The sequence below is a fragment of the Plantibacter sp. genome (genome assembly GCF_059073635.1).
In genome coordinates, this window is record NZ_JCACOF010000005.1 from 44,708 (window position 1) to 56,099 (window position 11,392).

9 protein-coding genes and 1 pseudogene are annotated in these 11,392 nt (G+C 68.7%); 5 read left to right on the top strand and 5 right to left on the bottom strand.

Annotated elements, in window-relative coordinates; genetic code table 11:
* Nucleotides 1-359: 359 nt before the first annotated feature.
* The 5 genes and pseudogenes from AC5JOC_RS03965 to AC5JOC_RS03985 form a co-directional block, all read left to right on the top strand.
* Nucleotides 360-737, top strand: a pseudogene (locus tag AC5JOC_RS03965) (MetQ/NlpA family ABC transporter substrate-binding protein); the annotation flags it as partial.
* A gap of 124 nt (nucleotides 738-861) precedes the next feature.
* A complete protein-coding gene (locus tag AC5JOC_RS03970) occupies nucleotides 862-1,341 on the top strand; it encodes a MetQ/NlpA family ABC transporter substrate-binding protein (RefSeq protein WP_494245629.1) in 480 nt (159 codons plus the stop codon).
* 100 nt (nucleotides 1,342-1,441) lie between these two features.
* Nucleotides 1,442-2,626 carry a methionine ABC transporter ATP-binding protein gene (locus AC5JOC_RS03975; protein ID WP_494245453.1) on the top strand — a complete coding sequence of 395 codons (1,185 nt, stop codon included), beginning with the start codon at nucleotides 1,442-1,444 and terminating at the stop codon, nucleotides 2,624-2,626.
* Complete coding sequence (locus AC5JOC_RS03980; protein WP_079706489.1) at nucleotides 2,619-3,284, top strand: methionine ABC transporter permease; 666 nt, start codon at nucleotides 2,619-2,621, stop codon at nucleotides 3,282-3,284. The genes AC5JOC_RS03975 and AC5JOC_RS03980 overlap by 8 nt, the downstream gene beginning before the upstream one ends.
* Nucleotides 3,281-5,659 (top strand): acyl-CoA dehydrogenase family protein, encoded by a 2,379-nt coding sequence (locus tag AC5JOC_RS03985; RefSeq protein ID WP_494245455.1) that lies wholly within the window; start codon nucleotides 3,281-3,283, stop codon nucleotides 5,657-5,659. Before AC5JOC_RS03980 ends, AC5JOC_RS03985 begins: the two co-directional genes overlap by 4 nt.
* 74 nt (nucleotides 5,660-5,733) lie before the next feature.
* On the opposite strand, the gene AC5JOC_RS03990 is transcribed toward AC5JOC_RS03985, so the two are convergent.
* The 5 genes from AC5JOC_RS03990 to AC5JOC_RS04010 all read right to left on the bottom strand — a co-directional run bounded on the left by AC5JOC_RS03990 (nucleotide 5,734) and on the right by AC5JOC_RS04010 (nucleotide 11,277).
* Nucleotides 5,734-6,663 carry a carbohydrate ABC transporter permease gene (locus tag AC5JOC_RS03990; protein ID WP_079706486.1) on the bottom strand — a complete coding sequence of 310 codons (930 nt, stop codon included), beginning with the start codon at nucleotides 6,661-6,663 and terminating at the stop codon, nucleotides 5,734-5,736.
* A complete protein-coding gene (locus tag AC5JOC_RS03995) occupies nucleotides 6,656-7,585 on the bottom strand; it encodes a carbohydrate ABC transporter permease (RefSeq protein ID WP_494245457.1) in 930 nt (309 codons plus the stop codon). The genes AC5JOC_RS03990 and AC5JOC_RS03995 overlap by 8 nt, the downstream gene beginning before the upstream one ends.
* Before the next feature lie 11 nt (nucleotides 7,586-7,596).
* Nucleotides 7,597-8,931, bottom strand: coding sequence for an ABC transporter substrate-binding protein (locus AC5JOC_RS04000; RefSeq protein WP_240044100.1), 1,335 nt, complete (start codon nucleotides 8,929-8,931; stop codon nucleotides 7,597-7,599).
* 23 nt (nucleotides 8,932-8,954) lie between these two features.
* Nucleotides 8,955-10,187 carry a Gfo/Idh/MocA family protein gene (locus AC5JOC_RS04005; protein WP_494245459.1) on the bottom strand — a complete coding sequence of 411 codons (1,233 nt, stop codon included), beginning with the start codon at nucleotides 10,185-10,187 and terminating at the stop codon, nucleotides 8,955-8,957.
* A gap of 301 nt (nucleotides 10,188-10,488) precedes the next feature.
* Entirely contained in the window at nucleotides 10,489-11,277 is a 789-nt protein-coding gene (locus AC5JOC_RS04010; protein WP_079706484.1) for a DeoR/GlpR family DNA-binding transcription regulator, read from the bottom strand.
* Between the last annotated feature and the right edge of the window lie 115 nt (nucleotides 11,278-11,392).

An 11,392-nucleotide genomic window follows, 5' to 3' on the forward strand; every position in this document is an offset into this window, starting at 1 on the left:
CACCCGACTGCCCGATCTTCGATCAGCTCGCGGGCCGACGCCTCGCCCGCCGCCGGAGCAACGTCGTCCACCCCGCCTGACCCCACCCTTCGACAGGCTCAGGGACCGGTAGAGGCGCGCGGGGCGCCCCGATCATTGAGCCCCGGCCCCGGTCACTGAGCCTGTCGAAGTGCCCGGGAGGTGCGGAGCGCCGGTCGACGCGCCGCAGTGTAGGGACGATCGCCCGCCCGTGCAGCGCGTTTACGTTTCATCTCGAACGGTGACGGTCCGCGGTAACGCAACGGGCGTCCCTCCGCATGCCTGTGGAAACTGGCTCCGTGCACGCACCAGTGCACCCACAGACAGAGCCGAGGACCATCATGAGTGAGCACACGGGACCAGAACCGAGCGAATTGCGGGCGTCGATCGCCTCCGGCAAACGGAAGCGCCGGAACCTGCTGATCGGCGGTGTCGCGGTCGTCGCCGTCGCCGCGATCGCCGTCGTCGTCTCGGTCGTCGTCGGTGGCCAGAACGGGGCAGCCGACGCGGCGACCGGTTCCGGTGCGCCCGCCGAGCGCCTCAGCGTGAAGATCGCGGTGTCGGAGGACACGCAGTTCCAGGACGCCGTCAAGGAGGTCGCCGCCGAGAAGGGCCTCGACGTCGAGTGGGTGAACGTGAAGGACTGGGTCCTCCCGAACACCGAACTCGTCGCCGGCACCGTCGACGCGAACGCCTTCCAGCACATCCTCTACCTCTCGGCCTTCAACGCGGAGAACGACGCCGATCTGACGCCGGTGTTCTCGACCGTCATCACGCAGTGGGGCGATCTTCTCGAAGACGCTCACCGACGTCAAGGACCTCGCCGACGGCGCGCGCATCGCGATCCCGGACGACCCGTCCAACGGCGGCCGTGCCCTGAACATCCTGGCTGCGGCCGGACTCATCGAGATCGCAGCGGACGCGGGGAACTTCCCGACCGTCGAGGACGTCACCGCGAACGACAAGAACCTCCAGTTCGTGCCACTGCCCGCGACGAGCATCCCGCAGCAGTTCGACGACCCGTCCCTCGCGGCCGTCGTCGTCGGGACCTCCTACTTCGACCCGAGCCAGGGCATCACGAAGGACGACGCGCTCTTCCTCGACGACTCGCTCTCCGAGAAGAACCTGCCCTACGTCAACGTCATCGCCACCCGCGCAGAGGACAAGGACAACCCGGCCTGGAAGATCCTCGAGGACACCTACGCCGACCCGCGCGTCGCCGAGGCGCTCGACGACGAGTTCGCCGGGAACTCGATCCTCGTGAAGGTCCCGGTGAAGGACCTCCGCGACAAGCTCGCCGAGCTCCAAGCCGAAGCCGAGTAGGACGACGGCGGCCGGTCATCGCCTCCCGCGATGACCGGCCGCCACCACGCAGTGGCCGTCCGGGGTCTCCCGGACGGCCCTCCCGCGAGAGGAGCAGGTGATGAACACAGCAATCGTCTTCGAGGACGTCAGCAAGACGTTCGAGGTGAAGGGCCGCGCCTTCGAGGCGCTGCGCCACGTCGACCTGACGGTCGAGCGGGGTGAGATCTTCGGCATCGTCGGATACTCCGGCGCCGGGAAGTCGACCCTCCTGCGCACCGTCAACGCCCTCGAGCGGCCGACGAGCGGGCGGGTGGTCGTCGAGGGCCTCGAGATCTCCGCACTCGCCGGGCAGGCGCTCTACGCCGCCCGTCAGCGGATCGGCATGATCTTCCAGCAGTTCAACCTCCTGGAGTCCCGGACCGTCTACAAGAACATCGCCTACCCGCTCAAACTCGCGAAGGTGCCGGACGCCGAGATCCTCGACCGCGTCGAAGAGCTGCTCGCGTTCGTCGGGCTGAGCGACAAGGCCCTCGCCTACCCGTCGCAGCTCTCCGGCGGGCAGAAGCAGCGGGTCGGCATCGCCCGCGCCCTCGCCACCCGCCCCGAGATCCTCATCTCCGACGAGGCGACCAGCGCCCTCGACCCGCAGACGACCGGCGAGGTCCTCGAGCTCCTCCGGCGGGTGAACGAGGAGTACGGCGTCACGATCCTGCTCGTCACCCACGAGATCGACGTCATCCGCGAACTCGCCGACCGGGTCGCCGTCATGGAGAGTGGCGAGGTGGTGGAGCAGGGCAGTGTGTACGAGGTGTTCTCGGCACCACGCACCGCGACCGCGCGACGCTTCGTCTCGTCGGTGCTCCACCACATCCCCTCCGACGAGGTGCTCGCGAAGATCCGGGCCGTGCACCACGGGCGCCTGGTCCAGCTGCACGTCGAGGACCGCGACACCAACCACCCGTTCCTCTCGCGGGTCGCACGCGACAACGACATCGACTTCAACGTCGTGTTCGGCGGCGTCGACGAACTCCAGGGGCGACTGTTCGGCAGTCTCACGGTCGAGCTGCTCGGACCGGACGACCGCGTGGACGCCGCCATCGCGGGGCTCCGCGCCACGGCGACCGTCACCGCGATCGACCCTGCGCCGACCTCGCGGGCCCCTGAACTCGCGCAGGTCCCTGAGCCTGCTCCGGTCCCTGAGCCCACGCCGGTCCCTGAGCCTGCTCCGGTCCCTGAGCCTGTCGAAGGGCATGAACCGCTCGCCGAGGACCCCACCACGCTGAAGGAGCACACCCATGCGTGACTTCGATCCCGACGCGTTCTTCCCGCGTCTGCTCAAGGCCATCGGGGAGACCGGCCTCATGGTCTCCGTCTCCTTCGCCGTCGCGACGGTCATCGGGATCCTGCTGGGCCTCCTGCTCTACGCGAGCCGGCCCGGAAACCTCCTGCAGAACCGCGTCGTGTTCGGCGTTCTCAACTTCGTCATCAACGTCATCCGACCGGTGCCCTTCCTCATCGTCGCGATCGCGCTCATCCCGCTCACGCGGCTCGTGTTCGGCACCGGCCTCGGACCGCTTCCGGCGACGATCCCGCTCATCCTCGTCGCGAGCGTCGCCATCGGTCGCGTCTCCGAGTCGAACCTCGTCGCCGTCTCACCGGGTGCCATCGAGGCAGGCGCGGCCATGGGGGCGAGCCCCGTGCGGGTGCTGTTCACGATCGTCGTGCCCGAGGCGCTCGGCCCACTCATCCTCGGACTGACCTACATCCTCGTCGCCCTCGTCGATGCGACGGCCGTGGCCGGTGTGCTCGGCGGCGGCGGCCTCGGCGACCTCGCCATGACCTACGGTTACCAGCGGTTCGACTGGATCGTCGTCGGACTCGTGGTCGTCACGCTCGTCCTGCTCGTGCAGCTCGCCCAGTTGCTCGGCAACGTGCTGGCGAAGCGGGTGCTGCACCGATGAGCGCCGACGACTTCGACTCGTTCCTCTCCTCCATCCGCGGCGGCGCCGTGTCGCGCGAGACCGACCGGCGCCTCCTGTTCGACGAGGTCGCCGAGCTCAAGCACCTGGGCTTCGCCGCTGCCAGAGTCCCGGTCGCGTCCGGCGGCGGCGGGCTCACGCTCGAGCAGCTGTTCGCGCGGCTCATCACGCTCTCGGCGGCGGACTCGAGCCTCGGGCACGTCTGGCGGGGACACATCCTGTTCGTCGAGGCGCTGCTCGCCTCGCCCGACACCGCCTATCGGGAGCACTGGTTCGCCCGGCTGAGCGTCGGCGACCTCGTCGGGAACGCGCAGTCGGAGCGGCACGCGACCGCGCACCTCGAGACCGTCCTCGACCGCGACGGCGAACTCCTCACGGTGACCGGCACGAAGTACTACACGACCGGCAGCATCTACGCCGACTGGATCTACCTGTCCGCGCTCGACGGGACCGACCGCGTCGCCGTGACCGTCTCCGCGCACGATCCTGGCACCCGCTCGGTGGACGACTGGGACGGCTTCGGACAACCGTTGACCGGAAGCGGGACGACCACCTTCGACCGCGTGCCGGTGGACCCGCGCGACCTCGTCGTCCACAGCGGCGACGCGGCGGGGTGGCACCGGACGGGCGCCCTCCAACAGCTCATCCTGCTCGGTGTGGTGGCGGGCATCGCGCAACGTGCCCTCGAGGACACCGTCGACTACGTGCGCGCCAGGCGACGGACCGTCGGCCACGCGGGCGAGCACCTGCCACGCGAGGATCCGCTCGTGCAGTCGATCGTGGGCCAGCTGAGCAGCGTCGTGCACACGGCCCGCGCGCTCGTCCTCGCGTCCGCTCGGACCCTGGATGAACCGACCATCCGATCCCGACGCCGCGCGCTCGGCACTCCTGGAGGTCTTCCGCGTCCAGCAGGTCGTCCTCCCGCTCGTCCTCGATGCCCTCAGCCGCCTGTTCGAGGTCGGTGGTGCCTCCGCCGTCGGCCGGTCGACCGCGCTGGACCGGCACTGGCGGAACGTCCGGACGATCGCCTCCCACAATCCCGCCGTGCAGCGTTCGGCGGCACTCGGGCAGTTCGAGCTCAACGGCACCCTGCCCGAGTGGCAGGCTCCGGGGGCGCGACACGAGACCGAGCCCGTTCCGGCGGATGGAGAGCAGGCATGAGCGAGACGGCGACGATCGACCGGGACCTGGCGCAGCGCTTCGCGCCGCTCTTCGACGAGCTCGGGCGGGACGCCGCCGAACGGGAGCGTGAGCGCCGGCTGCCGTATGCCGAGGTGGAGGCACTGCGTCAAGCAGGCTTCACCCGCGTGACGCTGCCGCGACGGTACGGCGGCGAGGAGGCCACGCACGGCGAGCTGTTCGAGCTGCTCGCCGAGCTGGCCAGACGCGACCCGAACCTCGCGCAACTGTTCCGCTCCCACTTCTCCTACATCGACCGCACTCTGCACGCGCCGGCGTCCGCGGACCGCGAGGCGCGCCTCGCCCGGCTGGCCGACGGAGCCATCGTCGGCAACGCGAGCCACGAGCGGTCGACCGCGAAGGTGGGATCCCTCGCCACCCGACTCACCGAGACGCCGGGCGGTCTCCGACTGAACGGCACCAAGTTCTACAGCACGGGCACCCTGTTCGCCGACCTCGTCGGGGTCGCCGCCGAACAGGACGGCGAGTTCGTCTCGGTGCTGGTGGAGACGGACGCCACGGGTGTCGATCGGATCGACGATTGGACCGGGTTCGGACAACGACTGACGGGCAGCGGCACCACCGTCTTCACGGAGGTCGCCGTCGACGCGTCGGCGGTGACCCGGCGCGAGCCGGAACGCCCCTCGCACGGCGGCGCGTTCGTGCAGTTGGTCCTGCTGGCGGCGGTGACGGGCATCGGCCGCGCCATCGTCGACGACGCCGGCGCGTTCGTCCGCACGCGGACCAGGACCTACAGCCACGGTGCGGCGTCGACCGCCCAGGCCGACCCGATCGTGCAGGAGGTCGTGGGTGAGCTGTCGGCGAAGTCGTTCGCTGCCGACGCCGCCCTGGCCGCCGCGACGACCGCGCTGGAGCGTTCGAGCGCGGCGATCCTCGGTGCCGAACCGGATCTCGTCCAGGAACGGATCGCCGCCGTCGAACTCGCGACGGCGCGCGCGCAGCTGGTGATCCTGCCCGCCGTGCTCGACGCCGCGACCGCCCTGTTCGACGTGGGCGGCGCGAGCGCCGTGGAGACGCACCGGGCGCTCGACCGGCACTGGCGGAACGCCCGCACGATCGCTTCGCACAACCCGTCCCGCTTCAAGGCCAGGGCGATCGGCGACCACGTCGTGAACGGGACGCCGATCGCCTCCTGGTGGAGCACCGGCGAGGCGTGACGCCCCGCCGGTCACACCCGTCGACAAGCCGGTTCCTGAGCCTGTCGAAGGCGCAGGAACCACTTGTCGAGGGGCTACTTCAGCCCGGAGAACGCCAGCCCGTCGATCACCCGGCGCTGGAGCACGATGAACAGGATGAGTACCGGTGCCATCGCGAGGATCGACGCGGCCATCATCACCGGGTAGTCCGTCGTCTTGTCGCTCGAGAGCGTCGCGAGACCGGCGGCGAGCGGCATCGAGTTCGCGTACGTGGAGACCACGAGCGGCCAGAGCAGTTCGTTCCACGACCAGAGCACGGTCGTGATCGCGAGGACGCTGATGCTGGGCCTCGCGAGCGGCAGCATGATCTTCCAGAAGATCTGGAAGGGCCCGGCGCCGTCGATCCGCGCCGCCTCCTCGAGCTCCGTCGGCAGGTTCAGGAACGCCGTCCGCATGAGGAACGTGCCGAACGCGCTGAACAGGCCCGGTGCGACGATGCCGAGCGTGGTGTTCAGCCAACCGAAGCCCTGCACGATCTGGTACTGCGAGATGAGATACGCCTGCGACGGCACCATGAGGATCGACAGCGTCACGGCGAGCAGCACCGCGCGCCCGCGGAACCGCATCCGCGCGAACGCGTACCCCGCCATCGTGCAGAGGACGATCTGCGCGAGCGTCCTGATCACGGTGATGACGATCGACGTGCGCAGCTGGTCGAGGAACGGGAGGCGCTCGAACACAGCGGCGTAGTTCTGCCACTGCAGTTCGGCCGGCCAGAACGTGGGGACCACGCTCTGCACCTCCGCGTTCGTCGACAGCGACATGATGATCTGCCAGATGAACGGGAACGCCATGATGAGGCCACCGACGCCGAGCACGATGTGGGCGACGACGTGCGACCCGCGACGCTGGCCGGGGCGACCGGCCTCGCGGCGTCGCGCGGACGCAGCGGACGGACGACCCGAACCCGGAACGGTGACGGCACGGGTGGTGAGCGGTGCTGTGGCCGTGAGTTGCTCAGTCATTGTTCACCCATCGTTTCTGGAGCCGGAACTGGAGGAGCGTCACGAGTCCGATGATCAGGAAGATCACGATCGCGATCGCCGCCGCGTACCCCTTGTCGTTCTGGACGAAGCCCTGGTCGTAGAAGAAGTAGACGAGCGACATGCTCTTCGGGAGCACCGGGTTGGTGCTGCCGAGGATCGCGTACAGCAGGTCGAAGAGCTGGAAGCTCGAGATGACCGTGATGATCGTGACGAAGAAGATGCTCGGAGTGAGCAGCGGCACCGTGATCGAGCGGAACTGCCGCCACCGGGTGGCGCCGTCGAGCTCGGCCGCCTCGTAGAGCTCCGGTGCGATGTTCTTGAGTCCGGACGCCAGGATGATCATCGAGAAGCCGAGCGACGACCAGAGGCCGACGATCGCCACGGCGAACATCGCGGTGCCCGGCGTGCTGATCCAGTAGGGGCCGTCGATGCCGACGAGCGACAGCGTGTAGTTGAGGATGCCGAAGTCACCGTTGAAGATGATCCGCCAGACGATGGCCACGGCGGTCGGCATCGCGACGTACGGCAGGAAGAACAGCACCCGGTAGAAACTCGCGAACCGCAGGCCGGGGAGGTTCAACAGGCTCGCGAGGTAGACGGCGATCGGAATGCCGAGGAGGACCACCGCCGTGTAGATCAGCGTGTTGCCGAGGGAGGCGTAGAGCCGCGGGTCGGCGAACAACCGGACGTAGTTCTCGACACCCGTGAAGGTGGTTCCGCCGAAGACGCCCCACTCGGTGAACGAGTAGTAGGCGGTCTGGATCATCGGCCAGATGAAGAAGACGCCGATGCCGGTGAGGAGCGGGAGGACGAAGACCCACGGCCAGGCACCCTCGCCGCGGGCGGCACCCCGCCGGGCCACTCTCCGTGAGGAGAGCGGCGCCGACGGGGTGCGCAGCACGGTCTGACCGGTCACTTCTTGGCCAGCGCTGCGTTCATCTGCTCGGCGATGTCCTTCGCCACATCGGCGACGGGCTTGTCGCCGCTGAACGCGTCGGGCAGGAGCTCGACCTCGAGCGCGTTCCACGCGGCGGTGTTCTCCGACACCGGCAGCGGCTTGGCGTAGTCGAGGGCGTCGAGGAAGACCTGCAGGTTCATCGTCGGGTAGGAGTCGACGAAGGACTGCTGCGTGCCGGTGAAGGCGGGGATGACGGCGCCGAGATCGCCCTGCTGCTGCTGGGCCTCCTCGCTCGCCAGGAACACCTGCAGTGCCTGAGCGGCCTGCTTGTTCTTGCTCGCCGCCGCGACGACGTTCGAGACGCCGTGGATGACCGTCGCCTGCTCCTTGCCGGTGGGCAGCGGGAAGGCCTGCGTGGTGGCGGCGACATCGGACTCACCGACGAGGGGTCGCAGCCAGCTGCCGCCCCAGTACATGGCGACCTTGCCCGAGGTGAACCACTGGTCGGCCGGCGTGTCCGTCAGCTGTTGCATGCTGGGCGAGGAGCCGTTCGCGATGAGGTCGGTCCAGAACTGGAGCCCTTCCTGGGCCTCGGGGCTGTCGTACTCGGACTCGGTCTGGTCGGCGTTGATGACCTCGCCGCCGGCCTGCAGGATCGTGTTGTAGTAGGTGGTCTGTCCGTCCATACCGCCGGCCGCACCGTAGACGCCCTGGTCCTTGAGGTTCGTCGAGATCGTCTGCGCGGCGGTGTCGAAGTCGTCCCAGGTCCAGTCGTCGGCGGGCAGGGCGACGCCGGCCTGCTCGAAGAGCGCCGTGTTGACCCAGACGCCGACGGTGTCGAAGTCCTTCGGCACGCCGTACTGGGTGTCGTCGAGCGAGTACAGCTCGTTCAGGGCCTCGGGGTAGTTCTTCGGGTCGATGTCGCCCGCCTTCACGGCGCCGGTGATCGGCTCGATCTTGCCGTTCGCCGCGTAGACCTGGAAGTTCGGCCCGTTCAACCAGAAGAGGTCGGGCAGGGTGTCGCTCGAGGCCTGCGTCTGGAGCTTCGACCAGTACGAGGCCCAGGGGGTGACGTTCACGTTGACGGTGATGTCGGGGTAGACCTTGTTGAAGGCCTCGATGTTGGCGTCGATCGCCTCGACCTGGGCCTGATCCCAGACACCGTAGGTGATCTCGGCCTTGAGGTCCTTCGGGGCGGCGGCGTACTCGCCACCGGTGGCGCCACCGCCACCGGTGCTGCAGCCGGCGGTGAGCGCGGCGGCGGCGAGGAGGCCGATGCCGCTGAGGATGGCACGGCGTCGGTTGCGACCACCGGGTGCGGCGTTGCGGTTCATGAACGGCGAAGGCATGACTGGAGTCCTTTCGAGGTGCGCTACCGGGCGGCGGCGTCGAGGGAGTGCGGTGCGGTGCTGGCGGTGAGGGAGGAGAAGTACTCGACGAGTGCGGGGTCGAGTGGCGGGACGTCGAGCGGGATCGAACCGTTGCGGAGGGAGTGTGCGGCGAGGGCACCGGCGGCGACGGCCTGGCGTGCGGCGACCGGCGACAAGGTGGTCGGGGTGCCGTCGGCGACGAAGGCGAGGAACTCGTTCATCGTGTCGAGATCGGCGTCGGCGTGCCCCTCCTCGACGCCCGCGATCGGGTACTCGACGTCGCCCTCGGTGCTCCAGGTGCGACGACGGTTCCAGACCTTGACGGTGCCACCGGCGGTGTCGCCGATGTTCTCGAGCCGGCCGTGCGTCCCGATGACGGTGTAGTTCCGCCAGTAATCGGGGGTGAAGTGGCATTGCTCGTAACTGGCGGTGATCCCGTGCTCGAGGGTCATGAGCATCATCGAGACGTCCTCGACGTCGACCACGGGGTTCAGGCCGCGCTGCGCCTCGGGCGGCCAGTTGTCGTAGGAGAACCAGTCGGCCATGGTCTGGCCGCTGCGGTCCTCGTGATCGTCGATGTCGCCGTAGACCGCGAGGTCGCCCATCGCGACGACGCGCTGCGTGTACGCGCCGGCGAGGAAGTGGACGACGTCGATGTCGTGGCTCGCCTTCTGCAGGAGCAGGGTGTTCACGCGCGAGCGGTCGGCGTGCCAGTCCTTGAAGTAGTAGTCGCCGCCGTTGCCGACGAAGTGACGCACCCAGACGGACTTGACCGCGCCGATCTCGCCGCGCTCGATGACCTCGTGCATGAGCCGGACGACGGCCGCATGCCGGAAGTTGTGACCGACGTAGAGCGGCGTCCGCGACTCGTAGGCGGCCTGGAGGACCGCGTCGGCGTCGTCGAGCGTGATCGCGAGCGGCTTCTCCAGGTAGACCGCGATGCCGGCGCGCAGCAGGTCGACCGCGATCTCCTTGTGGGTCCAGTCGGGCGTCGTCACGATCGCCGCGTCGACACCGCCCTGCGCGATGAGCGCCTCGTGGGAGTCGAACACCTCGATGTCGTCGCCGAACAGCTGCCGTGCCCGACCGCGACCGATCTCGGTGGTGTCGACCGCCGCGACGACCGATGCGGACGTGGGGCTCGTGGCGACGTGTTCGGCGATGTAGGCCCGCTGGCCGGTGCCGATGACGGCGACCCGGAGGCCTTCTGGGGTGGTGGCTGGTGCAGTGCTCACTCGATCACATCCGCTTCCTTGCGTGAAGTTGATTCATATGATGCCAAAACGATCATGAAATGACAATAGGCGATCACAGCGCTGACGCAAGTGCGGGGTGGCCGATGTGGAGAGGTTTTACCGCGCGGAAACATGGGGAGCGGGGTCGCACTTCGACAGGCTCAGTGACCGGGAGGGGATGGCTCAGCGGCCGAGAGGGGGCTCAACGAGCGGGAGGGTGGGGCACTTCGACAGGCTCAGTGACCGGGAAGGGCCGCTCAGCGACCGGGAGGGGGCGGCTCAGCGACCGGAAGGTGAGGACTCAGGCGGCGATGATGAGCTCGACGCCGGCCGCGGCCAGGGCGTCGGCGAGCGTCGGATCCACCGGCTGGTCGGTGACGAGCACGTCGATGCGGTCGAGCGGGCAGATGCGGGCGAAGGTCGCCTTCGTCATCTTGGTGCTGTCGGCGACCACGATGACCCGCTTCGCGACCTTGACGAACTCCTGGCTCACCGAGGCCTCACCCTCGTGGAGGGTGGTGGCGCCGAACTGCGCGCTCAGGCCGTCGACGCCCAGGATCGCGACGTCGAGGGCGATCTCGGCGAGCGCCCCCGCGACGAGCGATCCCACGAGTTCATAGGACTGGCGTCGTGCGACGCCACCCGTCACGACGATCTTCACGTGCGAGCGCACGGACAGTTCGAAGGCGATGTTGAGCGCGTTCGTCACGATCGTGACCGAGGCGTCGCCGTCCGAACGGACGAGGTGCTCACTCCGCCCGATCACGCGCGCGACCTCACTCGTGGTGGTGCCGCCGTTGAGTCCGACGGCGTCGCCGACGTTGATCAGGGCGGCCGTGGCCTTCGCGATGGCCATCTTGGCGTCGGCCTGGCGGGCGATCTTGTACTGCAGCGGCAGCTCGTAGCCGGTGCCGAGGGCGGCGGCACCGCCGTGGGTCCGCGTGACGAGTCGCTGTTCGGCGAGCGCCGTCAGGTCGCGGCGGGCGGTGGCCGCGGAGATGCCGAGCGCTTCGCCGATCTCGGCGATCGTCACGTTGCCGCGTTCGCTCACGAGCTCGAGCAGGGCGTTGAGTCGCTGTTGCTGCGTCATCTGTCCTGCTTTTCCGGTCGGGTCGGGCGTACTGTGACCATCATATGGGCGCCCAGCCAGCGTCCTGTCTGATTGATTCTGACGATTTGCACTGGTATCGATCAGATTCGATCCG

What these genes read in the sequence shown, in the direction of transcription:
- AC5JOC_RS04000 (WP_240044100.1), bottom strand. Translation starts at nt 8,931, where the DNA reads ATGCCTTCGCCGTTCATGAACCGCAACGCCGCACCCGGTGGTCGCAAC.
- AC5JOC_RS03985 (WP_494245455.1), top strand. Translation starts at nt 3,281, where the DNA reads ATGAGCGCCGACGACTTCGACTCGTTCCTCTCCTCCATCCGCGGCGGC.
- AC5JOC_RS03980 (WP_079706489.1), top strand. Translation starts at nt 2,619, where the DNA reads ATGCGTGACTTCGATCCCGACGCGTTCTTCCCGCGTCTGCTCAAGGCC.
- AC5JOC_RS04010 (WP_079706484.1), bottom strand. Translation starts at nt 11,277, where the DNA reads ATGACGCAGCAACAGCGACTCAACGCCCTGCTCGAGCTCGTGAGCGAA.
- AC5JOC_RS03975 (WP_494245453.1), top strand. Translation starts at nt 1,442, where the DNA reads ATGAACACAGCAATCGTCTTCGAGGACGTCAGCAAGACGTTCGAGGTG.
- AC5JOC_RS03990 (WP_079706486.1), bottom strand. Translation starts at nt 6,663, where the DNA reads ATGACTGAGCAACTCACGGCCACAGCACCGCTCACCACCCGTGCCGTC.